We start from the raw sequence: 22,735 nt of genomic DNA on the forward strand, positions 1-22,735 counted from the left end.
GGTCATTGGCGGCCCTTGACTGCAATGTTATAACGTTGCAGTTGTTCATCTTCCGGGCGAGGAGGCCCTGCCATGACCCCATCCCCTTTCCTGCGGGGCCGCCGGCGACTGCTGGCGGCAGCCCTGTCGACCACCTTGCTGTTGGCGGCCTGCGGAGGCGGCGGCAGCAGCGACGAGCATGACGACCACTACCACATCGACACCCTGGGCCGGCTGGTGATCGCCGACGGCAGCACGACCGTGCGCGTGCTCGACCTCGACGGCGGCACCGTGGTGCAGAACTTCACGCTCGACCATGCGCCCTCGGCGCTGTACGCCAGCCCCGGTTTGCGCTATGCCCTGGCCGTGCAGCGCACGCAGGACCAGGTGCAGGTGATCGACGGCGGCATCTATCAGGAAGACCACGGCGACCACCTGCACGACTACAAGCGCAACCCGGCATTGGTGGACTGGCGCCTCGGTGGCGTGCGGCCCACCCACTACGAGGTGCACGAGGGCCTGGGCGCCTTCTTCATGGACGGCCTGGACGCCAGCGGTGCGCCGGCCCAGGCCGTGGTGCTCACCGATACCCGCATTGCCGCTCGTCAGGTGCTGGCCTCGTTGACCCTGGCGCGCGCGATGCACGGCACGGCCGAGCCGCGCGGCAGCTTCCTGCTCACCACCTATCGCGAAGCGGACAGCGGCAGCACCCTGCCCACCCAGGTGGAGCTCTACCAGCGCAATGGCAGCGGCTACACCTTCTTGCAGCGTTTCGACCCCCTCTGCCCGGGCCTGCACGGCAGCTACTCCAACGCAGGCCACAGCGCCTTCGGCTGCACCGACGGTGTGCTCGTCGTCACCCAGGACGGCAGCAGCTTCAACGCCCGCAAACTGCCCAACCCTGACGACATGCCAGTGGGCGCGCGCATCGGCACGATCACCGGCCATCCCGAGCGCGGCAGCTTCATCGGCATCGCCTCGCCCGGCCACTTCTTCGAGATCGACCCGGTCGCCGGCACGATCACCCGCATCCCCTGGGCCGAGGGCCGCACCCGCCGCGCGCACGCCATCGACGCCGAGGGCCGCCACCTGCTGATCCTGGACGACCAGGGCACGCTGCACGTGCTCGACGGCGACGCCGGCTGGGCCGTGCGCGCCAGGCTGCCTGCCATCGCCAACATGCCCACGGCGGCGCCCTTCCCCACCATCGCGGTGAACCGCGCCGCCGAACGCGCCTACCTGAGCGACCCCGCCGGCTCGCGCATCGTGGTCGTGAACCTCGAGACCGCGACCCTGGCCGAGCCCATCGCCCTGAACTTCAACCCCACGCTGCTCACCTGGGTGGGCATCGAACGACATGATGACCCTGCGCATTGACCGCCTGCTGCCCCTGGCCCTCGGGGCCGGCCTGATCGCCACCCCCGCCTGGGCCCAGACCCCGCCCGAGGCCCCCAAGGCCCCCACACCGTCACTGATCGAGGTCGGTCTGGTGCTCGATGGCGGCTTCAGCTCGCGCGAAGGCGCCCTGGCCCAGCGCGAACGCGGTTTGGCCCTCGGCCACAACGAGCTGAGCCTCTCGGGCGCCGTGGACAACCTCTTCCAGGCCCGTGCCACCGCCGTGCTGCACAGTCACGAGGGCGAGACCGAGCTGGAACTCGAGGAAGCCTTCGTCGAGACCACCACGCTGCCGGCCGGCCTGCAGGTGCGCGCCGGGCGCTTCCTGGCCGGTCTGGGCTACCTGAACGAGCAGCACCTGCACGCCGACGACTTCGTCGAGCGGCCCTTGCTGTATCGCGCCTTCCTGGGCAGCCACTACTTCGACGACGGCCTGCGCCTGAGCTGGACGGCCCCCACACGCCTGTACTGGCGTTCCACCGTCGAGGTGCTGAGCGGGCGCCAGCTCGTGCCGCAATCGCGCAACGATCCACGTGCCGGGGCCTTGACCGCCAGCACCAAGATCGGCGGCGACTGGGATGCCTCGAACAGCTGGCAGCTCGGTCTGTCCTACCTGCACAACCGGCGCCAGGCCGTGGTGGAAGAGGAAGACTCCGATCACGGCCATGAGCACGACCATGCCCACGGCAGCCGCTTCGGCGGACGCCATCTCGTCATCGCCGACGCGGTGTGGAAATGGGCCCCGGGCGGCAACAACCGCCAGCGGCAATTGCGGGTGTCGGCCGAATATGCGCGCGTGAGCGACCTCAACGAGTTCGCCCGCTCGAGCGACGTGCACGAGGCCGGCTATCTCTCGGTGGTGTACCGGTTTGCCCCGCAGTGGGAAGCCGGCGTGCGCGTGGACGAGCTGCGCGTGCGCGAGCCGCATGGCGACCATTTCCACAGCGGCCGCCTGCGCGAGGCCAGTGCCATGCTGGCCTGGAAGCCCACGCACTTCTCGGCCCTGCGCCTGCAGCTCACCGGCCAGCGCGACCGCGGCGGCTTCGACGACGCCGGCCACCGCGTGCAGCTTCAATACGTGATGAGCCTGGGAGCCCACGGTGCGCACGGTTTCTGAACACTGGCGCCGCTGGGTGGCGGTGCTGTGCTGTGCGCTGGCCGCCCCGGCCGCTCAGGCACTGGAGGTCTTCACCTGCGAGCCGGAATGGGCGGCGCTCGTGAAGGTGCTGGCCCCGCAGGCGCGCGTGACCAGCGCCACGCATGCGCTGCAGGACCCGCATCACATCGAGGCCCGGCCCGCGCTCATCGGTGCACTGCGCCGGGCCGACCTCGCGGTGTGCACCGGCGCCTCGCTCGAAGCCGGCTGGCTGCCCATGCTGCAACAGCGCGCGGGCAACGCACGCGTGTTCAACGGGCGCGAGGGCATGTTCTTCGCGGCCGACCACGTGACGCTGATGCACGACCACGGCCACACCCACCTGGACCGCCGCCTGGGCGACGTGCATGCCGAAGGCAACCCGCATTTCCACCTCGACCCCCGCAAGCTCAGGCAGGTCGCCCAGGCCCTGGCCGAGCGCCTCGCCCGCATCGACCCCGCCGGCGCTGCGCTCGTGCGCGAGCGCCACGCGGCGTGGCTGCGCGACTGGGACCGACGCATCGCCGGGTGGGAGAAAAAGGCCGAGCCGCTGATGGGCCACACCCTGGTGGCCCAGCACACCACCTTCGCCTACCTGTGGGAATGGCTGGGCCTCACGCAAGTGGCCGACCTGGAGCCCCGGCCCGGCCTGCCGCCCACGCTGGCGCACCTGCAGCGCGTGCTCAAGGACGTGGCCGAGGACCCGCCGCGTTTCATCGTGCAGGCCAGCCACCAGGACCCTCAAGCCGGCCAGTGGCTGGCCGGGCGCACCGGCTTGCCGCTCAAGGTGCTGCCGGCCACCGTCACCGAGCAGGGGCGCGCCCGCACGCTGGAAGGCCTGTTCGACGAGTTGATCGACCACTTGCTGGCCGCGCTGCAGGCCTCGGAGCCCCAGCGTCGATGAACGAGCTGTCCGTGCTGGGCTGGCCGCTGGCCGCCGGTGTGCTGGTCCTGCTCAGCCATGTGCCGCTGGGCCTGCAGGTGCTGCGTCGCGGCATCGTCTTCATCGACCTGGCCGTGGCCCAGGTGGCGGCCCTGGGCGTGCTGATCGCCGACAGCCTCACCGGCGGGGACTGCACCGTGTCAGCCCTGGCCGGTGTGCTGGCCGCACTGGCCGGGGCCGCGCTGGTGGCCGCCCTCAGCCGGACCTGGCCCGAGCGGCGCGAGGCCCTGATCGGCCTGGTCTATGTGGCCGCAGCCGTCGCCGCGCTGCTGTGGGTCAGCGCCGACCCCCATGGCGGACAAAAGCTCGCTGCCGTGCTCGCCGGCGACGTGCTGTGGGTGCTGCCGGAGCAGTTGGCCGTGCTGGCCGCAGCCACCGCCGTGTTCCTGGTGCTGCACCGCGTGGGAGGCGCCACACTGTGGGACGGCCCGGCCTTCTACCCGGCCTTTGCCGTGCTCGTCAGCTTGTCGGTGCCCCTGCTGGGGCTCTACCTCGTGTTCGCCACGCTCATCGTGCCCGCCCTGGCCGTGGCCGCCCGCCTGGGCCGGGCCTGGGCCGGCGTGCTGCTCGGGGCCCTGGCCCAGGCCGCCGGCTTGCTGGCCTCGCTGACCTGGGACCTGCCCAGCGGCCCTTGCGTCGTGCTGGCACTGATGGCCGCCGGGCTGCTGGTGGCCCTGACCGGGCTGTGGCGCCCGCCTCGCAGAGCCGGCGCTACACTGGATGCGTGAGCCCCACGAACGCCTCTCCCCCACGCCCGAGCCCGGCCGAGGTGGCGCGCAGGCTGGACCGCGCCCAGGCCCTGTGCGCCGCACGCGGGGCCCAGCTCACCGCACTGCGCCGCGAGGTGCTGGAGCTGCTGCTGTTGCGCCAGGGCAGTGCCAAGGCCTATGACCTGCACGACGACATGCGCGAGCGCCATGGCCGGGTGGCACCCACCACGGTCTACCGCGCGCTCGAATTCCTGATGGAGCAGCAACTCGTCCACCGTGTCGATGCGCTCAACTGCTTCGTCGTGTGCAACCTCGATCACAGCCCGCACACCCACCCTCACGACCACACGATGATGCTCGTGTGCTCGCGCTGCGGCCAAGTCACCGAGATGCACGACGATCCGGCCACCGAGGCCATTCGCCGTGCCCTGCAGGACGACGCCCCGGGCTTCCACGCCACGGGCATCGAGATCAAGGGCGTGTGCGGGGCCTGTCAGTCACCCCCCGCATCGTCCTGAGACCCGGCGCAGCGGCGGCAGATGCAGGCCCGGCCCCGCATCGGCGCCGGCACGCGCGCCAGCGTCTCGCGCCGCAAGCTCACCGTGGTGCACCAGCAGGGCCGGGAGGCATCGCCCTGCGGGGCCATCGCGCAGCCGTTGGGCCCGTCACACAAAGGACAGCGGGCGGTGTCGATCGGCGGCGTCGTGCTCACGTCTTCTTCCGCGGGCGTTGCCAGCCCGGGATCGTCACCTGCTTGGCACGCGCCACGGTGAGCTGCCCGGCCGGCGCGTCCTTCGACAGCGTGCTGCCCCCGCCGATGGTGGCCCCTGCGCCCAAGGTGATGGGCGCCACCAGCACGCAGTTCGAGCCCACATGCACGTCATCGCCGATCACCGTGCGGTGCTTGTTCGCCCCGTCGTAGTTGGCCGTGATGCTGCCCGCGCCGTAGTTCACGCGCTCGCCCACGGTCGCGTCGCCCAGGTAGGCCAGGTGGTTGGCCTTGGCACCGCGCGCCAGCGTCGAGTTCTTCACTTCCACGAAGTTGCCGATGTGCACCTCGGGGCCCAGGTCGGCGCCCGGGCGCAGGCGGGCGAAGGGTCCGACCAGCGCGCCCTCGCCCACCTTCACGCCCAGGGTGTCGCCGTCGATATGGGTGTAGGCATGGATCACCGCACCGTCAGCGATCTCCGCATTACGGATGACGCAGTTCGGCCCGATGCGCACATGATCGCCCAGCACCACGCGACCTTCGAACACGCAGTTGATGTCGATCTCCACGTCGCGCCCGCAGGCCAGCGTGCCGCGCAGGTCGAAGCGCGCCGGGTCGGCCAGGCGCACCCCCTCGGCCATCAGGCGCTCGGCCTGGCGGCGCTGCAGGCGGCGCTCCAGCTCGGCCAGTTGCGCCGGGCTGTTCACCCCCAGCACCTCGATCTCGTCGGCCGGGTGGGCCGCCACCACCTCCACCCCCTCGGCCACCGCCAGGGCCACCACGTCGGTCAGGTAGTACTCGCCCTGGGCGTTGTCGTTCTTCAACCGCGCCAGCCAGCGTTTCAGATGGGCGGTGGGCGCGGCCATCATGCCGGTGTAGACCTCGCGGATCTCGCGCTGCTCGGGGCTGGCATCCTTGTGCTCGATGATGGCGCGCACGCCGGCCCCCTCACGCACGATGCGGCCATAGCCCGTCGGGTCGGCCAGGTGCACGGTCAGCAGGGCCAGGCGCCGGCCGTCGCAGGCGGCCACCAAGGCGCGGGCGGTCTCGGGATCGATCAGCGGCACGTCGCCGTTGAGGATCAGCGTGGTCCCCTCACCGGCCAGCTCGGGCACGGCCTGCAGCACCGCATGGCCCGTGCCCAGTTGCGGCTGCTGCAGCACGAAGCGCAACTGCGGCGTCGCCGGCGCCATGGCCGCACGCACCTGGTCGGCTCCATGCCCCACGACGGCAATCAGGCGATCGGCCTGCAGACGTGCAGCCGCGTCGATCACATGCTGCAATAGGGCTCGCCCGGCCAGCCGGTGCAGGACCTTGGGCAGCGAGGATTTCATGCGGGTGCCCTGGCCCGCGGCCATGATGACGACGTTCAGTGCCATGGAAATGTTCGCTCGTATCCAGTCGATGGGCCGCATTATCGGCTGCCGGTCCGCCGCGCTGGCCGTCACGCTGGCGGTGATGCTGAGCGGTTGCAGCCTGCTGCGCGTAGGCTACGAGCAGGCCCCCAGCCTGGTGTACTGGCGGCTCGACCGCCTGGCCGGCTTCACGCCGGCACAGGCCCCCAGGGTGCGTGACGCGATCGCACAGTGGTTCGCCTGGCACCGACGCGAGGAACTGCCCCGCTATGCCGAGGCCCTCGCCCGGCTCCAACAGGAACTGCTGCGGGACACCACCCCGCCGCAGACCTGCCGCTGGCTGGACGAGCTGTCGGCCTGGCGCGATACCGCCTGGGATCGGGCGCTTCCACTGCTGGCGCCGCTGGCCCGCGACCTCGACGCCGCTCAGCTCGCGCGCCTGGCACGGCAGTGGCAACGCGACGACGAAGCCCTGCGCCGCGAGATGCTGCCCGAGGACCCGGCCGAGCGCCTGCAGGCCCAGGTGCAGCGAACCGTGCAGCGTGCCCAGCGCCTGTACGGCCGGCTCGATGCCGACCAGCGCACCTGGCTCGCCCAGGCCCTGGCCGAGGCCCGGCTCGATCCGCAAGCCTGGTTCGCCGAACGCCAGCGCCGTCAGGCCGACCTGCTGAACACCCTGGCACGCCTGCGTGAGCGCGAGGCCGGCCTGCTCCAGACGCAAGCCGCGCTGCAGGCGGTGTACCGCCGCGCCGTGGGCGTCCCGTCGTCTGGCCCCGCCGGGGAGGCCGCCGTCTGCGAGCTGCTGGCCGGCCTGCACAACCGCACCACCGCGGCGCAGCGACACACCGCCGCGCAGCGCCTGCGCGGCTGGGAGGCGGACCTGCGGGCCCTGGCCGCCGACAGCCCCGCCCCCGGGGAACACCAGGCTCAGTCCCGGGCCGAACCGCCCCTGCCACGGTAGGCGCCCGGCGTCTGCCCCGTCCACAGCCGGAAGGCCCGGTGGAAGGAGGCCGCGCTGTCAAAGCCCAGTTCGATCCCGATCGCGGCGATGGGCTCGCGCGTGCGCGTGAGCTTGAGCACCGCCAGATCGCGTCGCAACTCGTCCTTGATGCGCTGGAAGCTCGTGCCTTCGTCGGCCAGCCGCCGGTGCAGCGTGCGCAGGGACAAATTCAGCGCACGCGCCGTCGCCTGCGCCGTCATCCCCTGCGGCAGATGCGTGGACAAGTGAGCGCGCACCTGCTGGGCCAGGCGCTCATGGCGGAATTCGGCAAACATCCAGCCCTCGGGCGCACGGCGCAGGAACTCCGGCAGTTCCTGGGCACTGCGCCGCAGCGGCCACTCCAGCCAGGCCGCATCCAGGTACAGAGCCGACACCGGCTGACCGAACCGCACCGGCCCGGGGTAGAGGTTCTGGTACTCCTCAGCGAACGCCGGCGCCTCGAAGGCGAAGTCCACCCGCTCCAGCGGCAGCTTGCGTCCCACCAGCCAGGAGCACACGCCATGCACGAGCTTGAGCATCAGATCGTCGGCAATCGCCGCCGGAGGCCGGGCGCCCTCATGGCGCTGCAGCGCGATGCGGCACCACCCCTGCACCACGCCCACCTCCAGCCGGAAGTCATCCTGCAGCATGCGCAGGAACAGCGTCCAACGGTGCAGGGCCACCTGCAGATTGCGGGCGTCCAACAAACTCAGGCAGGTGAACTTCAGCGCACCGGGCCGCAGGGGTCGCGAGTAGAAGTGCAGCATCTCGTCGTCCAGACGACGCACCAGGGCGCGGTAGAGCGCGGCGAACTGCGCCTCCGTCACGCGAGCACCCGTGTGCTGCATCAGCACCGGGGACACACCGGCCTCGACCAGCGCCGCCTGCACATCGGCCTGACTGGCGCCGCTGGCCTCGAAGAGGGCCCGCACATAGCCCATCGACAAGGTGGGCGTCATCATCGAGGGGGCACGGACAGACAAGGCTCAAGGCTCCCGGCGCGGCATCCGGCAACGGCCGCGCGAGCCCGAACCCTAGCATGCTTCGACCCGTCAGCGCACCCGGCCGCGCCGGCCGTCCCCTGACCGCCCACCCGGGCGGCTCAGCCGGGCCGCGACCAGGCCCGGGCCAAGTCCTGCAGCCCGTCGACCGCCGCGGCCGCGGACCGCGACGTGCGCGGCGTGCCGCGCCGCCCCAACTGCATCCACCACTGCGCATCGGCATCGGCCAGTTCCTGGAGCCGGGAAGCGTCCAACATCGACAGGCGCGCCTCGCCCAGCCGCACCAGGCCCAAAGCCTGGAGCTGACGCAGGGCCGCATTGACGCGCTGGCGACTGCCGCCCACCATCGCCGCCAGATCGCTTTGCGAGATGCGCAGCTCGATGCGGACCTCCTCGGCACACTGGCGTCCGAAATGACGCCCGAGCCGCAACACCTGCCGCGCCAGGCGTTGCGCCAAAGGCAGCGTGTGCAGTTCCTCGAAGCGGCGGAACATGTGCCGCAGGCGCTGGCAGTTCAGCATCATCAGCGCATCGCGCAGCTCGGGGTGGTCGGCGGTGAGCCGACGCAAATCCGTCTGCGAGACCCTCAGCACCGTGGACGGCACCTGGGCCACGACATCGAGGTCGTTGGGCTTGCCATCGATCAGCGCGATGTCGCCGAACCACTGTCCGGGCCCCACCAGGTCGAGCGTGAAGGGCCGCCCGTCGCGCAGCACGGTGCCCAGGCGCACGGCGCCACGGAGCACGCCGATCCAGTCGGTCGCCGCACTGCCGCGCCGGGCCAGGACGGCGCCCGAGGCCACGCGATGCACCCGCGCACGGGCCAGCACCGCACAGCGCAGCGCTTCCGACAGCGTGCCAAACCAGGCCCCGGCCTGCAGGCTGACCAGCTCGTCCATGCCCAGGTCGGTGGCGGCCACACCGCCGCGCCAGACGGGGGAAGACAGGCCCGACGACATGCGCAAAGCGGCGGGAAGGGAGCTCAGGAGGGCGGACATGGGCACTTCCAGGACATCAGGCCACACCGCGGCGCCCGCAGAGGGCACACACCGCGGCCTCGGATCGGGCTCAATGTACGAAGCGCCGTGAAATACGTCATTCGCGATTCGGGCCGAATTCTTGCCTTCTTGTGCCAGGCCCCTGAACATGGGACTCGCTGGTGCCGAAATTTATGCACAGCCGGTCAACAACGACGAACCTCCCGATGACCGATGGAGACAATCGCCCCGCTGTTCATCTCGACGGGCCTCACCCAGGCCCTCTACGCCATGGGATGGATGATGGTGGCGGCCTTGATCCGCGAGCACCGCCACACCGCCTGGCACTTCGTGGGCTTCTGCGGCTTTCATGCGGCGGCCCTGCTGCTGATGGCCGGCCGCGGTGGCCCGCTGTCTGCCTGGTGGAGCGTCACCGCCTCCAATCTGTGCGTGATCGCGTCCTATCTCATGGTCTGGCGCGGGGTCACGGCCTTCTTCGGACTCGAAGAACAGACCCGCGAGCGCCGGTGGGTGGGGGCGCTGGCGATGCTGGCCTCGCTGGCGGTCGGCCCGGCCCCGGACCAAGCATCGGCACGCGTGGTGGTGGTCGCCAGCGTGATCGTGTGGGTGATCGTGCGCGCCGTGATGGCGGTGCACCGACCCATGGCACAGGAATTCGGCGCACGCCTGTCCTGGCTGATCAACGGCACCGCCTCGCTGATGGCCCTGCTGCTGAGCCTGCGCATCGCCGAGGTCCTGCTGCAACCCCGCCTGCCCTCCGACATCGTCTCCACCACGGCGGCCAATCCCGGCTTCGCCTACGCGGCGCAGATCATCTCGGCCTTCATCAACTTCGCCTATGGCGGCATGCTGATGGCGCGCGTGATGCGCCGCCTCGACGCGCTGTCACGCACCGATGTGCTGACCGGCCTGCTCAACCGGCGCGCGATGGGTGAGGTGCTGCACGACGAATGGCTCAGGTTCACACGCCACCGCACCCCGCTGTCCGTGGGCCTGCTCGACATCGACCACTTCAAGGCCGTCAACGACACCCATGGCCACGACGTGGGCGACCAGGTGCTGCGTCATGTGGCCACCACCTTGCAGGCCCAGGTCCGCCCCATCGACCGGCTTTCGCGCCACGGCGGTGAGGAATTCCTGCTGCTGATGCCCTCGACCGACGCCGCCGGCGCCCGACAGGCCTGCGAACGCCTGTGCCGCGTGATCGCCACCACCCCGGCCCCCACCACGGCCGGCCCCTTGCCGGTCACGGCGAGCATCGGAGTGGCCAGCGCCGCCCCATCCGACGGCCGCATCGACGATGTCCTGGTGCGCGCCGACCAGGCGCTCTACGAGAGCAAGCGCCACGGCCGCAACCGGGTGACGCTGGTGTGATGGACTGTGCAGCACCAACGCAAAACGCCAGCGCGATCGGCTGGCGTTTTTGCTGGCGTATTGGATTTGTTTGGTTGCGGGGGCAGGATTTGAACCTGCGACCTTTGGGTTATGAGCCCAACGAGCTACCAGACTGCTCCACCCCGCGTCAGAAGCTGACATTCTAGCACGATCTCTTGTTGCGCTGCAAGACGAGTCAGGGCCGCAGTCCGGCGGCCGCCAGGCTGTGCAGAAAGCGCTCGGCCGACTGGAAGCCGATCACGCGCACGCCCTCGACCTCGCGCCCCTGGGCGTCGAAGAAGACGATGCCCGGGGGGCCGAACAGGCGGAAACGCCGCAGCAAGGCCCGGTCCTGCGGGCTGTTGCGCGTCACGTCGGCCTGCAGCAACAGAGCCCCGGACAGCGCCGCCTGCACACGCGGGTCGCTGAAGGTGAAGGTCTCCATCTCCTTGCACGACACGCACCAGTCCGCATAGAAGTCCAGCATCACGGGCCGCCCAGCAGCCGCCACCACCCGTTCCAGCTCCTCCACGCTGGCCACACGCTGGAACCGCACACCGGCGGCAGAGGGCGTCTCACCGCGGGCCGCCAAGTGACGCAGGGGCTGCCAGGGGTCGCTGCCCCCCGAGGCCGCGCCGACCAGTTGCAGCACCCCCAGCACGGCCAGCACCACACCCACGCCCTTGAAAAACCGGGCCCAGCCGCGAGCGCCCGCATGCAGGCTGTCGAACACACGCAGGTAGACGGCCGACACCAGCAGCAGGCCGCCCCACAGCAGCATGCTCACTGCCCCGGGCAGCACCGACTGCAGCATCCACAGCGCCACGGCCAGCAACAGCACACCGAAGAAATGCTTGACCTGCTCCATCCAGGCCCCCGACCGCGGCAGCCAATGGCCCGCCGAGGCGCCCAGCAGCAACAGCGGCACGCTCATGCCCGCGGCCAGCGAGAACAGCGCTGCACCCCCCAGGCCCATGTCGCGTGTCTGGCTGATGTAGACCAGCGCCCCGGCCAGCGGCGCGGCCACGCAGGGGCTCACGATCAAGGCGGACAGGCCGCCCATCACGAACACCCCCCACAGCCGCCCACCGCGCGTGCGCTCGCTGGCCGAGACCAGGCGCTCACGCCAAGCCCTGGGCAATTGCAACTCATAAAAGCCGAACATCGACAGCGCCAGGGCCCCGAGCAACGCGGCAAACAGCGTGAGCACCCAGGGCTGCTGCAGCATCCCAGCCAGACCTTCGCCAGCCCATCCCGCCGCCAGGCCCAGGGCGGTGTAGACCAGGGCCATCCCGAGCGAATAGCTGGCCGCCAGCGCCAGAGCGCGACCACGGGTCACCGTCTGCGCCTGCGCGTCGGCCTGCCCGACGATCAACGACGACAGGATGGGCAGCATCGGCAGCACGCACGGGGTCAGCGACAGCAGCACCCCCGCGGCAAAGAACACCGCCACCACCGGCAGCCAGCGACCCGAGGCCAGCACGGCCTCGATGCGCGAGGCGTCCACCGGCGAGGGCGTGTTCACCAGCGCCTCGCTGCGTGCCCCCTCCGCCACGGCCTGGGCTTGCGCCGTCGTCCCCCACAGCGCCGACAGCCCCTGCGAGAGCGCGCCCGCAGCGCCGCCCACGCTGCGGTCATCGATGCGCAGCAGCCGCACACGGTCCTGCGCCGCGCCAAAGGCCCGCAGGCTCACCTCGTGCTCGTGCTCCATCGGGGGATAGCACAGTCCCAGGTCGGCACACCCCTGGCTGCGCACCACCAGCCGAAAGCCCTCCGGCGGCGCGGCCTGCACCGGCAGATGGATCCGCAGTTCGCCGCGATGGCTCTCGACGTCCTTCTCGAAGGTGGTGTCGTACTTGATCTGCCCTGGCGGGATCCGTGGCGGGCCCAGGGTGGCCGAGGGCGCGGTGAAGGCGAACTGCTCCCGGTACATGTAATAGCCGTCCGCGATCTCGAAACGCAGCTCCAGCGTGCGCTCATCGAGCACGCGGGCGCTGTGGCGGAAGGCCTGCTCCGGCTCGAGGAAGTCCTGGCCGGCCCCCGCGCCGAGCACCCAGCCCAGCCCGAGGAGCACGGCCCCCAACCATCGGATCATGGGCCTCACCGATCGCTCTCCTTCACGTTGTCGAACACCCAGGCCAGGTAGGGCGCATGTCCATCCGCCACCTCCAGCGCGAGCAGCTCCGGCACCTCATAGGGGTGCAATTGCGGCAACCGCTCCTTCAGGCGGGGCCAGGCAGCCCGGGTGGTCTTGATCAGCATCACGCACTCCCCGGCCTCCTCCACCCGGCCCTGCCAACGGTAGATGGACTGCGCCGCGCCCAGCAGGTTCACACAGGCCACCAGCGACTCCTCCACGAGCTGGCGGGCCAGACGGCGGGCCGTGGCCTCATCGGGGGCGGTGCTCAGTGCGACGAGCACCTCGTGCACAGCGGGGTCGTTCATGATCGGGCCCTCAACGGAAAAAACGCCGGCGCGTCAAGGCCAGCGCCACATAGTAGCCCCCGGCGGCATACAGGCCCAGCACGGCCAGCGCGCGTCCCCAGTCGGCCGGCCACTGGCCCACCACCAGCGGCCGCACGAGCTCCACCGCCGCCGTCAGCGGCAGCGCCATCGCCACCGCCTGCAGCGCCTGCGGCAGTTGCTCCAGCGGGAAATAGATGCCCGACAAGAAGGTCATCGGCGTGAGCACCAGGGTGAAGTAGTACGTGAAGAAGTCGTAGTTGCGTGCCAGCGCGTTGAACACCAGGGCGACCGAAGCGAAGGTGATGCCCACCAGGAACAGCAACGGCACGGCCAGCAGCAGGGTCGGTTCTCGGCTGATGTCCAGCACGATCAGCACCCCGGCGATCGCCACCGCGCAGAACAGCGCCTTGAGCGCCGCCCACAGCATTTCGGCGAAGACGATGTCGTCCAGTGCCACCGGTGCATTCATGATGCCGTCCCAGGTCTTTTGCACATGCATGCGGGAGAAGGCCGAGTACAGCGCCTCGAAGGAGGCGGCGTACATCGTGCTCATGCAGATGCTGCCCGAGGCGAGGAAGACAATGTAGGGCAGCCCCTGCACCTCGCCCACCAGGGCGCCCAGGCCGTAGCCGAAGGCCACCAGCACGATCAACGGCTCGGCGATGTTGCCCAGCAAGCTGGGCACAGCCAGCTTGCGCCACACCAGCAAGTTGCGCTGTACCACCGGCCACACACGGCGGCTCAGGCGGGGAAGCGCGTAGAAGGATTCGGGCATGGAATGGGCTCAGTGCTATGACTCAGGCATCGTCGCGGATCTGCCGCCCGGTGAGCTTGAGAAACAGATCCTCCAGGTTGGCCGGGCGGTGCAGATACCGCACCCCGCCGTGCGCGGCCAGGCGCTCCAGCACCGGCTGCGGGCGGTCGAGGTACAGAAAGGTGGTCTCGCCGCTGCGCTCCACCCGCTCGCACCAAGCCTGCAGGCTGCGCGCGGCGTCCCGGGCGCCATGGCCATAGACCTCGATCACATCGGACTCCAGGTGCTCGGCGATCAGTCCCCGCGGGGTGCCTTCGGCGATCTTGCGCCCGTGGTCCAGCACGATGAGCCGGTCGCACAGGCGCTCAGCCTCGTCCATGAAGTGGGTCGTCAGCAGGATGGACTTGCCCTGCTGCAGCAGCTCCTTGAGCCGCTCCCACATCAGGTGGCGCGCCTGCGGGTCCAAGCCCGTCGTCGGCTCGTCCAGCAACAGCAGGTCCGGGTCGTTCACCAAGGCCCGTGCCAGGCTCAGGCGCCGGCGCATACCGCCCGAGAGCTCGGCCGGCTTGGCCCGGGCCTTGGACTGCAGGGCCGCAAACTCCAGCAGTCTCGGCACACGTTGCGCCACCACCGCGCGAGGCACCCCGAAGTAGCGGGCGTACACGACCAGATTCTCGGTACAGGAGAAGTCCGGATCCAGGCTGTCGAACTGGCTGACCACGCCCAGGCGCTGCTTGATCTCGCGCAGCCGCTCAGGCATCTCCATCCCGAAGGCGGTGATGCGTCCGGACTGCGGCGCCGTCAGGCCCAGGCACAACCGGATCGTCGTCGTCTTGCCGGCCCCGTTCGGTCCGATCACGCCCAGGCACTCCCCGGCGCGGATCTCGAAACTGAGGTCATCGACGACCGTGTGGCCGTTGTAGCGCTTGACCAGGTGCTCGACGGCAAAAAGCACGGACGGGGACGGGGCGGACATAGACGTGTCAGTGTGCCAAAGAGCCGGATCCCTCGCCCGCCGGCGGCCATTGCCGCCGCCCACCGGACGCCCCAAAAACAAGGGCCGGCACAAGGCCGGCCCAGGGGTGTCGCGAGCGCCGGCCTCGGCCAGCGCGGCGGGCTTACTCGGCCGCCTCGGCCTTGGCCGGTTCGGTCTCGGTCGGCTCCGGGCGATCCACCAGCTCGACGAAGGCCATCGGGGCGTTGTCACCCACACGGAAGCCCATCTTCAGGATGCGGGTGTAGCCGCCCGGGCGGGTCTTGTAGCGCTCGCCCAGCACATTGAAGAGCTTGACCACATTGTCGCGGTTGCGCAGGCGGGCAAACGCCAGGCGCTTGTTCGCCACCGTAGGCTCTTTGCCCAGGGTGATCAGCGGCTCGACGATGCGGCGCAGTTCCTTGGCCTTGGGCACGGTGGTCTTGATGGCCTCGTGCTCGATCAGCGAGTTGGCCATGTTGCGCAACATCGCAAGGCGGTGCTCGGAGGTGCGGTTGAGTTTGCGAAGTCCGTGACGATGACGCATGGTGCTTTCCTTTCCTTATCAAACTCCTGGCCGTATCAGGTACCAGGAGGTGCACTTGCAAGAGTGATCAGCGCTTGTCCAAGCCCGAAGGCGGCCAGTTCTCGAGACGAACGCCCAGCGTGAGGCCGCGCGAGGCCAGCACTTCCTTGATCTCGTTGAGCGACTTGCGGCCCAGGTTCGGCGTCTTGAGCAGCTCGGTTTCCGTGCGCTGGATCAGGTCGCCGATGTAGTAAATGTTCTCGGCCTTCAGGCAGTTGGCCGAACGCACGGTCAGCTCGAGCTCGTCCACCGGACGCAGCAGGATCGGGTCGAAGCTCTGGCTGCGCGGCATGGCCGGCTCGAAGCCCGGCAGATCGCTACCCTCCAGCTGGGCGAAGACGGCCAACTGCTCGACCAGGATCTTGGCCGAGGCGCGGATGGCCTCCTCCGGCGCGATCGCGCCGTTGGTCTCGATCTCCATCACCAGCTTGTCCAGGTCGGTGCGCTGCTCCACACGAGCGCTCTCGACCGTATAGCTCACGCGCTTGACCGGCGAGAACGAGGCATCGAGCACGATGCGTCCGATGGCCTTGGTGGGCTCGTCGCCGAAGCGGCGCAGCGTGCCGGGCACATAGCCGCGGCCCTTCTCCACCTTGATCTGCATGTCGAGCTTGCCCCCCTGGGCCAGGTGGGCGATCACGTGGTCGGGGTTGATGATCTCGACGTCATGCGGCGTCTGGATGTCGCCGGCCGTGACCGGGCCCTCGCCTTCCTTGCGCAGCACCAGCGTGACCTCGTCACGGTTGTGCAGACGGAACACCACACCCTTGAGGTTGAGCATGATGTGCACGACGTCTTCCTGCACCCCGTCGATGGTCGAGTACTCGTGCAGCACGCCGGCGATCGTGACTTCGGTCGGCGCGTAACCCACCATCGACGACAGCAGCACACGGCGCAGGGCGTTGCCCAGCGTGTGGCCGTAGCCGCGCTCGAAGGGCTCCAGGGTCACCTTGGCACGGTGACCGCCCAGCGGCTCGACATTGATGGCCTTGGGTTTCAGCAGATTGGTTTGCATGAGGTCTTCCTGTCAATACCCTCGGCTCGTTACACCGATAAGGCTGATGGACCGCCTGGCGCCAAGCACCAGGTCCTTGAAAACGCGCATGGCGCCTCGTGCCGCACCGGGCCGCGCGAGGTCGCCTTTGGCATCAACGCGAGTACAGTTCAACGATCAGCGACTCGTTGATCTCGGCACCGAATTCGTCGCGGTCCGGCGTCTTCTTGAACACGCCTTCGAGCTTGCTGCCATCCACCTGCACCCAGCCCGGCAGGCCCACCTGCTCGGCCAGCTTGAAGGCATCTTGCACGCGCAGCTGCTTCTTGGCCTTCTCGGCCACAGCCACCACGTCGCCAGGCTTGACCAGGTAGGACGGGATGTTCACGCACCGGCCATTGACCGTGATGCCCTTGTGCGACACCAACTGACGGGCTTCCGCACGCGTCGAGCCGAAGCCCATGCGGTAGACGACATTGTCCAGGCGCGACTCCAGCAGTTGCAGCAGGTTCGAGCCGGTGTTGCCCTTGCGGCGCTCGGCCTCGGCGAAATAGCGGCGGAACTGACGCTCCAGCACCCCGTACATGCGCTTGACCTTCTGCTTCTCGCGCAACTGCAGGCCGTAGTCGGAGGTGCGGGAGCCCGAGGTGCGGCCATGCTGACCAGGCTTGCTGTCGAACTTGGCCTTGTCCCCGATGGCGCGGCGGGCGCTCTTCAGGTACAGGTCGGTGCCTTCACGGCGGGAGAGTTTGGCCTTGGGGCCGAGATAACGTGCCACTTGAGTGCTTCCTCAAAAATCTGACGCGGCTCCTTGCGGGGCTGCGCGAGTCCGGGGCGGGGTTCGATGCTCTGTCGAGCGCGTCCGGACGGTGGGCTTCAACGAAACCGCCGGCCAAGGTGTCTTCCAACACCGGCCGGCGAACCAAAGCTAGATATTCTATTAGATGCGACGACGCTTCTGCGGGCGGCAGCCGTTGTGCGGGATCGGCGTCACATCGGAGATCGACGTGATGCGAATGCCCAGCGCTGCCAGCGCACGCACCGACGATTCACGCCCGGGGCCGGGGCCCTTGATCTCAACGTCCAGGTTTTTGATGCCCTGTTCCTGCGCAGCGCGTCCGGCCATCTCGGCGGCCACTTGGGCAGCAAACGGGGTGGACTTGCGCGAGCCCTTGAAACCTTGGCCACCACTGGAGGCCCAGGACAGCGCATTGCCCTGACGATCCGTGATCGTGATGATGGTGTTGTTGAACGAGGCGTGGACGTGCGCGATGCCGTCCGCAATGTTCTTGCGGACCTTCTTGCTCACGCGGCGGGCGGCGGTGTTCGCAGGTGACTTGGCCATGAATACCTTCTTTCAATCAGCGTGATGCGGCAGCTTACTTCTTCAGCGCCACGCCCGACTTACGCGGCCCCTTGCGGGTGCGGGCGTTCGTGCGGGTGCGCTGGCCCCGCAGCGGCAGGCCGCGACGATGGCGGAAACCGCGGTAGCAACCCAGATCCATCAGGCGCTTGATGTTGATCGACATCTCGCGGCGCAGGTCGCCCTCGATGGTCAGCTTGCCCACTTCCTCCCGGATCTTCTCCAGGTCGGCATCGGTCAGATCCTTGATCTTCTTGTCATACGGGATCGCGCAGGCGTCGCAGATCTTCTGCGCCGTCGAGCGGCCGATGCCGTAGATCGAGGTCAGGCCGATCTCGGTGTGCTTGTGGGGCGGGATGTTGATACCAGCAATACGTGCCATGTGCGTCCTCTAACTCGCGTTCATCCGGGGGCGGCGGTGCCGCTCAGCCCTGGCGCTGCTTGTGGCGCGGGTCGGTGCAAATCACGCGAACCACGCCATTGCGGCGGATGATCTTGCAATTGCGGCAGATCTTTTTGACGGATGCCGAAACTTTCATGGTCTTCTCCTTGACCTTTTAGTTGCTCACTTCGCTCGAAACACGATGCGAGCGCGACTCAAATCGTAGGGCGTCAGCTCGACGGTCACCTTGTCGCCCGGCAGGATGCGGATGTAGTGCATGCGCATCTTGCCCGAGATGTGACCGAGCACCACGTGCCCGTTCTCCAACTTCACGCGAAACGTGGCATTGGGCAAGTTCTCCAGCACCTCGCCCTGCATCTGGATGACGTCGTCTTTCGCCATGCGTTTTCGTTCGTTTCGCTCGCAGCCTGTCTCAACTGGCCTTGAAATTCGCCTTCTTCAGCAGCGACTCGTACTGCTGAGACATCACATAGGACTGCACCTGAGCCCAGAAATCCATCGTCACGACCACAATGATCAGCAACGAAGTGCCGCCGAAGTAGAACGGCACGTTGTACTTCAGGATCAGGAACTCCGGCAGCAGACACACCGCGGTGATATACAGAGCCCCCACCAGCGTCAGGCGCGACAGGATCTTGTCGATGTAGCGTGCGGTCTGATCGCCCGGACGGATCCCCGGAATGAATGCGCCACTCTTCTTCAGGTTGTCTGCCGTCTCGCGGCTGTTGAACACCAAGGCCGTGTAGAAGAAGCAGAAGAAGATGATCGCCGCCGCATACAGCATCACGTAGACCGGCTGGCCCGGGTGCAGCGCATCGGCAATGTTCTTCAGCCAACGCAGGCTGTCGCCCGTGCTGAACCAGCTCACGACAGTGGCCGGCAGCAGGATGATCGACGAGGCGAAGATCGGCGGGATCACGCCGGCCATGTTCAGCTTCAGGGGCAGGTGCGAGGACTGACCGCCGTAGACCTTGTTGCCGACCTGGCGCTTGGCGTAGTTCACCAGGATCTTGCGTTGGCCGCGCTCGACGAACACCACGAAGTAGGTCACCAGACCCACGACCACGATGATGGCCAGCGAGACGATGATGCTCATCGCGCCGGTGCGCACTAGCTCGAACAGGCCGCCAATCGCGCTCGGCAGGCCGGCCACGATGCCCGCGAAGATCAGGATCGAGATGCCGTTGCCCAGGCCACGCTCGGTGATCTGCTCGCCCAGCCACATCAGGAACATAGTCCCCGCCGTCAGGCTGATCATGGCTGTCATGCGAAAGCCGAAGCCGGGGTTGAGCACCAGGCCCGGAGAGCTTTCCAGTGCGATCGCGATCGACACCGACTGAAAGATCGCCAGACCCAGCGTGCCGTAACGCGTGTACTGCGTGATCTTGCGCCGGCCGGCTTCGCCTTCCTTCTTCAGTTGCTCGAGCGTGGGCACGACGTAGGTCATCAACTGCATGATGATCGACGCCGAGATGTAAGGCATGATGCCCAGCGCGAACACGGTGAAGCGCGACAGCGCGCCGCCCGAGAACATGTTGAACAGGCTCAGGATGCCGCCTTGCTGGCTGCGGAAAAGCTCCTGCAGCTGGTTGGGGTCGATGCCCGGCACCGGGATGTGCGCCCCGATGCGGTAGACGACCAGCGCCATCACCAGAAAGAACAGTCGGCGACGCAGATCGCCGAACTTCCCGGTCTTGGCCAACTGACTTGCGTTGCTTGCCACGGCTAAGGTGTCCTCGTGAGCCTCGTCTTGCTGCCTGCTGGGGCTTACTCGGCGACGGAGCCGCCGGCCGCCTCGATCGCCTTCTTGGCACCGGCGGTCGCCGCCACGCCCTTGAGCACGATCTTGCGGGTAAGTTCGCCCGCGGCGATCACCTTGGCGTTGCGCACCAGTTCACCGACCAGGCCGGCCTGCTTCAACGTGAGCAGATCGATCTCGGCCGACTCCAGGCGCTGCAGGTCTCCCAGACGCACCTCAGCATTGAACTTCAGGCTTTGCGACTTGAAGCCGCGCTTGGGCAGACGACGCTGCAGCGGCATCTGACCGCCCTCGAAGCCCACCTTGTGGAAGCCACCGGCACGCGACTTCTGGCCCTTGTGACCGCGACCGGCCGTCTTGCCCAGGCCGGAACCGATACCACGGCCCACGCGGCGCTTGGCGTGCTTAGAGCCCGCTGCCGGCTTGATGGTGTTGAGTTGCATGATCGTCCTCAGCCTGCCTGAACCACCTGCACCAGGTAGCTCACCTTGTTGATCATCCCGCGCACGGCGGGGGTGTCTTCCAGCACCGATTCGCTGTTGAGCTTGCGCAGGCCCAGGCCGCGCACGGTGGCGCGGTGATCGGCGCGCGTGCCGATCACGCTGCGAACCAGCTTGACTTTCAGGGTCTTCTTCTCAGCCATGATGTACTCCAGCGGCTCAGTTGAAGAGCTCTTCAACCGACTTGCCGCGCTTGGCCGCGATCTCCGCCGGCGTGGTGCAATTCTTCAGCGCGGCCAGCGTGGCACGCACCATGTTGTAGGGGTTGGTGGACCCGTGGCTCTTGGCCACGATGTCGGTCACACCCATCACCTCGAAGATCGCGCGCATCGGGCCGCCGGCGATGATGCCGTCACCGGGCTTGGCCGGCGCCATCAGCACCTTGGCCGCACCATGCTGGCCGGTCACGTTGTGGTGCAGCGTGCCGTTCTTCAGGCTGACCTTGAACATATTGCGGCGAGCCTGCTCCATGGCCTTTTGCACAGCCACCGGCACCTCGCGGGCCTTGCCTTTGCCCATACCGATGCGGCCGTCGCCGTCACCCACGACGGTCAGGGCCGCAAAGCCGAGGATGCGGCCACCCTTGACCACCTTGGTGACGCGGTTGACCGCGATCATCTTCTCGCGCAGACCGTCGTCGCGACCTTCGTCCGCCACTTTCGGTTGAAACTTTGCCATTTCGGATTCCTTGAGGTCGTGCGCTTAGAACTTCAGACCGCCTTCGCGGGCGGCCTCGGCCAGGGCCTTGACCCGGCCGTGGTAGGCAAAGCCGGAACGGTCGAACGCGACCTTCTCGATGCCGGCCGCCTTGGCCTTTTCGGCAATGCGCTTGCCCACGATCTGGGCTGCCGCCACGTTGCCGCCCTTGCCCGGGCCACCAAGCTGCTCGCGCACGGCCTTCTCGGCGGTGGAGGCGGTGACCAGAACCCGGGAGCCGTCCTCGGAGATGACGCTCGCGTAGATGTGCAGGTTGGAACGGAACACAGTCAGGCGCGCCACACGCTGTTCGGCAATGCGCAGGCGCGTCTGACGGGAGCGACGCAGGCGCTGTTCTTTCTTGTTCAACATCTGGCGGCTCCTTACTTCTTCTTGGTCTCTTTGATGACGACCTTCTCATCCGCATAGCGGATGCCCTTGCCCTTGTAGGGCTCGGGCGGACGGAAGGCCCGCACCTCGGCAGCGATCTGGCCCACCACCTGGCGGTCAGCGCCCTTGATCACGATCTCCGTCTGCGAGGGGGTCTCGACCTTGATGCCGGCCGGCATGTCTTTGACCACCGGATGCGAGAACCCGATTTGCAGGTTGAGCTTCTGGCCCTGGGCCTGCGCACGATAACCCACGCCCACCAGGGTCAGCTTGCGCTCGAAGCCCTTGCTGACGCCTTGCACCATGTTGGCCACCAGGGCGCGCATGGTGCCGGACATGGCATTGGCCTCGGCAGAGTCATTCACAGGAGCAAACAAGAGCTTGCCACCTTCGTTCTTGACCGTGACCAGCTTGTTCGCCGGGCGCGACAACGTGCCCAGCGAGCCCTTGACGCTGATCTGGTCGGCAGTGATCGACACATCCACACCCTGGGGGATGGCGATCGGCATTTTTCCAACGCGGGACATTTGCGACCTCTCCTCGATCAGGCGACGTAGCAGAGCACTTCGCCGCCGATGCCGGCCTGGCGTGCCTTGCGGTCGGTCATCACTCCCTTGGGCGTGGTGACGATGGCCACGCCCAAACCGTTCATGACCTGGGGAATGCTGTGACGACCCTTGTAGATGCGCAGGCCGGGACGGCTCACGCGCTCCAGGCGCTCGATCACCGGACGGCCGGCGTAGTACTTGAGCGCGATCTCGAGCTCGGGCTTGGAGGCCTCGCCACGCACGGCGAAGTCGTCGATGTAGCCTTCATCCTTCAGGACCTGCGCGATCGCCACCTTCAGCTTCGACGAGGGCATGCGAACGCTGGCCTTCTCGACGATCTGGGCATTGCGGATGCGGGTCAGCATGTCGGCGATAGGATCACTCATGCTCATGGGTTCTTCTCCTGATCGTGCCGATTACCAGCTGGCCTTGATGACGCCCGGAATCTCGCCCCGGAACGCCAGGTCACGGATCTTGCTGCGACCCAGACCGAACAGACGGAAGGTGCCGCGAGGACGGCCCGTCAGGCCGCAGCGTGCACGCTGGCGGGTGGGATTGGCATTGCGAGGCAGCTTCTGCAGCTCCAGACGGGCGAGGTAGCGCTCTTCGTCACTCTTCTTGGCATCGTTGGCGATGGCCTTGAGCTCGGCGTACTTCTTCGCGTACTTGGCGGCCAGCTTGCTGCGCTTGGCTTCGCGCTGAATCATGGAAACCTTGGCCATGAG

Annotated in this window: 30 protein-coding genes and 1 tRNA gene; 7 read left to right on the forward strand and 24 right to left on the reverse strand. The window is 68.0% G+C overall.

All coding sequences use genetic code 11. From position 1 onward, the window contains the following. Positions 1 to 72: 72 nt before the first annotated feature. The 5 genes from AC1ECW_RS00280 to AC1ECW_RS00300 are packed head-to-tail and all read left to right on the forward strand — an operon-like array spanning position 73 to position 4,680. The gene (locus tag AC1ECW_RS00280; protein ID WP_481200906.1) at positions 73 to 1,356 is read left to right on the forward strand and encodes a hypothetical protein; all 1,284 of its coding nucleotides are present in this window, start codon (positions 73 to 75) and stop codon (positions 1,354 to 1,356) included. Then, positions 1,340 to 2,491 (forward strand): hypothetical protein, encoded by a 1,152-nt coding sequence (locus AC1ECW_RS00285; protein ID WP_481200907.1) that lies wholly within the window; start codon positions 1,340 to 1,342, stop codon positions 2,489 to 2,491. Before AC1ECW_RS00280 ends, AC1ECW_RS00285 begins: the two co-directional genes overlap by 17 nt. Further along, positions 2,475 to 3,413, forward strand: coding sequence for a metal ABC transporter substrate-binding protein (locus AC1ECW_RS00290; protein WP_481200908.1), 939 nt, complete (start codon positions 2,475 to 2,477; stop codon positions 3,411 to 3,413). The genes AC1ECW_RS00285 and AC1ECW_RS00290 overlap by 17 nt, the downstream gene beginning before the upstream one ends. Further along, positions 3,410 to 4,180, forward strand: coding sequence for a metal ABC transporter permease (locus AC1ECW_RS00295; RefSeq protein WP_409703558.1), 771 nt, complete (start codon positions 3,410 to 3,412; stop codon positions 4,178 to 4,180). The genes AC1ECW_RS00290 and AC1ECW_RS00295 overlap by 4 nt, the downstream gene beginning before the upstream one ends. Continuing rightward, positions 4,177 to 4,680, forward strand: coding sequence for a transcriptional repressor (locus AC1ECW_RS00300; RefSeq protein ID WP_481200909.1), 504 nt, complete (start codon positions 4,177 to 4,179; stop codon positions 4,678 to 4,680). Before AC1ECW_RS00295 ends, AC1ECW_RS00300 begins: the two co-directional genes overlap by 4 nt. On the opposite strand, the gene AC1ECW_RS00305 is transcribed toward AC1ECW_RS00300, so the two are convergent. Both AC1ECW_RS00305 and glmU read right to left on the reverse strand, forming a co-directional pair. After that, positions 4,656 to 4,874, reverse strand: coding sequence for a cysteine-rich CWC family protein (locus AC1ECW_RS00305; RefSeq protein ID WP_409703564.1), 219 nt, complete (start codon positions 4,872 to 4,874; stop codon positions 4,656 to 4,658). The two genes, AC1ECW_RS00300 and AC1ECW_RS00305, sit on opposite strands and share 25 nt — an antisense overlap. Continuing rightward, positions 4,871 to 6,250, reverse strand: a complete 1,380-nt coding sequence (glmU, locus tag AC1ECW_RS00310) for a bifunctional UDP-N-acetylglucosamine diphosphorylase/glucosamine-1-phosphate N-acetyltransferase GlmU (RefSeq protein WP_481200910.1) — start codon at positions 6,248 to 6,250, stop codon at positions 4,871 to 4,873. Before glmU ends, AC1ECW_RS00305 begins: the two co-directional genes overlap by 4 nt. On the opposite strand from glmU, the gene AC1ECW_RS00315 reads away from it, so the two are divergent. Then, positions 6,249 to 7,187 (forward strand): DUF6279 family lipoprotein, encoded by a 939-nt coding sequence (locus AC1ECW_RS00315; RefSeq protein WP_481200911.1) that lies wholly within the window; start codon positions 6,249 to 6,251, stop codon positions 7,185 to 7,187. The two genes, glmU and AC1ECW_RS00315, sit on opposite strands and share 2 nt — an antisense overlap. Here the strand turns inward: AC1ECW_RS00315 and AC1ECW_RS00320 are convergent. Next, positions 7,154 to 8,188, reverse strand: coding sequence for an AraC family transcriptional regulator (locus AC1ECW_RS00320; RefSeq protein ID WP_481200912.1), 1,035 nt, complete (start codon positions 8,186 to 8,188; stop codon positions 7,154 to 7,156). The genes AC1ECW_RS00315 and AC1ECW_RS00320 overlap by 34 nt on opposite strands. Before the next feature lie 119 nt (positions 8,189 to 8,307). After that, positions 8,308 to 9,204 carry a Crp/Fnr family transcriptional regulator gene (locus AC1ECW_RS00325; protein WP_409703578.1) on the reverse strand — a complete coding sequence of 299 codons (897 nt, stop codon included), beginning with the start codon at positions 9,202 to 9,204 and terminating at the stop codon, positions 8,308 to 8,310. Between the two features lie 213 nt (positions 9,205 to 9,417). On the opposite strand from AC1ECW_RS00325, the gene AC1ECW_RS00330 reads away from it, so the two are divergent. Beyond that, positions 9,418 to 10,578: a sensor domain-containing diguanylate cyclase gene (locus AC1ECW_RS00330; RefSeq protein ID WP_481200913.1), complete on the forward strand. Its 1,161-nt coding sequence runs from the start codon at positions 9,418 to 9,420 to the stop codon at positions 10,576 to 10,578. Positions 10,579 to 10,649: 71 nt separating this feature from the next. Here the strand turns inward: AC1ECW_RS00330 and AC1ECW_RS00335 are convergent. The 20 genes from AC1ECW_RS00335 to rpsN all read right to left on the reverse strand — a co-directional run bounded on the left by AC1ECW_RS00335 (position 10,650) and on the right by rpsN (position 22,732). After that, a tRNA-Met gene (locus AC1ECW_RS00335) sits at positions 10,650 to 10,726 on the reverse strand. 48 nt (positions 10,727 to 10,774) lie between these two features. After that, positions 10,775 to 12,673: a protein-disulfide reductase DsbD gene (gene dsbD / locus AC1ECW_RS00340; protein WP_481201206.1), complete on the reverse strand. Its 1,899-nt coding sequence runs from the start codon at positions 12,671 to 12,673 to the stop codon at positions 10,775 to 10,777. A 5-nt stretch (positions 12,674 to 12,678) separates the two neighbouring features. After that, on the reverse strand, positions 12,679 to 13,023 hold the full coding sequence (gene cutA, locus AC1ECW_RS00345; protein WP_409703586.1) for a divalent-cation tolerance protein CutA: 345 nt from the start codon (positions 13,021 to 13,023) through the stop codon (positions 12,679 to 12,681). 10 nt (positions 13,024 to 13,033) lie between these two features. After that, positions 13,034 to 13,819 (reverse strand): ABC transporter permease, encoded by a 786-nt coding sequence (locus AC1ECW_RS00350; RefSeq protein WP_481200914.1) that lies wholly within the window; start codon positions 13,817 to 13,819, stop codon positions 13,034 to 13,036. 22 nt (positions 13,820 to 13,841) lie between these two features. Next, a complete protein-coding gene (locus AC1ECW_RS00355; protein WP_481200915.1) occupies positions 13,842 to 14,774 on the reverse strand; it encodes an ATP-binding cassette domain-containing protein in 933 nt (310 codons plus the stop codon). A 142-nt stretch (positions 14,775 to 14,916) separates the two neighbouring features. After that, a complete protein-coding gene (rplQ, locus tag AC1ECW_RS00360) occupies positions 14,917 to 15,318 on the reverse strand; it encodes a 50S ribosomal protein L17 (RefSeq protein ID WP_481200916.1) in 402 nt (133 codons plus the stop codon). 67 nt (positions 15,319 to 15,385) lie between these two features. Next, positions 15,386 to 16,372, reverse strand: a complete 987-nt coding sequence (locus AC1ECW_RS00365) for a DNA-directed RNA polymerase subunit alpha (RefSeq protein WP_481200917.1) — start codon at positions 16,370 to 16,372, stop codon at positions 15,386 to 15,388. 133 nt (positions 16,373 to 16,505) lie between these two features. Then, positions 16,506 to 17,129, reverse strand: a complete 624-nt coding sequence (rpsD, locus tag AC1ECW_RS00370; protein ID WP_409703601.1) for a 30S ribosomal protein S4 — start codon at positions 17,127 to 17,129, stop codon at positions 16,506 to 16,508. 162 nt (positions 17,130 to 17,291) lie between these two features. Beyond that, entirely contained in the window at positions 17,292 to 17,696 is a 405-nt protein-coding gene (rpsK, locus tag AC1ECW_RS00375; RefSeq protein ID WP_409703604.1) for a 30S ribosomal protein S11, read from the reverse strand. Positions 17,697 to 17,730: 34 nt separating this feature from the next. Next, positions 17,731 to 18,096, reverse strand: coding sequence for a 30S ribosomal protein S13 (gene rpsM / locus AC1ECW_RS00380; protein WP_409703607.1), 366 nt, complete (start codon positions 18,094 to 18,096; stop codon positions 17,731 to 17,733). Between the two features lie 43 nt (positions 18,097 to 18,139). Beyond that, complete coding sequence (rpmJ, locus tag AC1ECW_RS00385) at positions 18,140 to 18,253, reverse strand: 50S ribosomal protein L36 (protein ID WP_047196694.1); 114 nt, start codon at positions 18,251 to 18,253, stop codon at positions 18,140 to 18,142. 26 nt (positions 18,254 to 18,279) lie between these two features. Then, the gene (gene infA, locus AC1ECW_RS00390) at positions 18,280 to 18,498 is read right to left on the reverse strand and encodes a translation initiation factor IF-1 (RefSeq protein ID WP_003264140.1); all 219 of its coding nucleotides are present in this window, start codon (positions 18,496 to 18,498) and stop codon (positions 18,280 to 18,282) included. Positions 18,499 to 18,529: 31 nt separating this feature from the next. After that, the gene (gene secY / locus AC1ECW_RS00395) at positions 18,530 to 19,840 is read right to left on the reverse strand and encodes a preprotein translocase subunit SecY (RefSeq protein ID WP_481200918.1); all 1,311 of its coding nucleotides are present in this window, start codon (positions 19,838 to 19,840) and stop codon (positions 18,530 to 18,532) included. A gap of 44 nt (positions 19,841 to 19,884) precedes the next feature. Further along, entirely contained in the window at positions 19,885 to 20,319 is a 435-nt protein-coding gene (gene rplO, locus AC1ECW_RS00400) for a 50S ribosomal protein L15 (protein ID WP_481200919.1), read from the reverse strand. An 8-nt stretch (positions 20,320 to 20,327) separates the two neighbouring features. Then, positions 20,328 to 20,519 carry a 50S ribosomal protein L30 gene (gene rpmD, locus AC1ECW_RS00405; RefSeq protein WP_019561683.1) on the reverse strand — a complete coding sequence of 64 codons (192 nt, stop codon included), beginning with the start codon at positions 20,517 to 20,519 and terminating at the stop codon, positions 20,328 to 20,330. Between the two features lie 16 nt (positions 20,520 to 20,535). Beyond that, complete coding sequence (gene rpsE, locus AC1ECW_RS00410; protein ID WP_409703623.1) at positions 20,536 to 21,054, reverse strand: 30S ribosomal protein S5; 519 nt, start codon at positions 21,052 to 21,054, stop codon at positions 20,536 to 20,538. Positions 21,055 to 21,078: 24 nt separating this feature from the next. Continuing rightward, positions 21,079 to 21,444: a 50S ribosomal protein L18 gene (rplR, locus tag AC1ECW_RS00415; protein ID WP_409703625.1), complete on the reverse strand. Its 366-nt coding sequence runs from the start codon at positions 21,442 to 21,444 to the stop codon at positions 21,079 to 21,081. 11 nt (positions 21,445 to 21,455) lie between these two features. Beyond that, the gene (rplF, locus tag AC1ECW_RS00420; RefSeq protein WP_409703627.1) at positions 21,456 to 21,989 is read right to left on the reverse strand and encodes a 50S ribosomal protein L6; all 534 of its coding nucleotides are present in this window, start codon (positions 21,987 to 21,989) and stop codon (positions 21,456 to 21,458) included. Between the two features lie 17 nt (positions 21,990 to 22,006). Next, positions 22,007 to 22,402, reverse strand: coding sequence for a 30S ribosomal protein S8 (gene rpsH / locus AC1ECW_RS00425; protein WP_409703630.1), 396 nt, complete (start codon positions 22,400 to 22,402; stop codon positions 22,007 to 22,009). A 24-nt stretch (positions 22,403 to 22,426) separates the two neighbouring features. Further along, positions 22,427 to 22,732 (reverse strand): 30S ribosomal protein S14, encoded by a 306-nt coding sequence (gene rpsN, locus AC1ECW_RS00430; protein WP_409703633.1) that lies wholly within the window; start codon positions 22,730 to 22,732, stop codon positions 22,427 to 22,429. Between the last annotated feature and the right edge of the window lie 3 nt (positions 22,733 to 22,735).

Source organism: Caldimonas hydrothermalis, assembly GCF_056746695.1.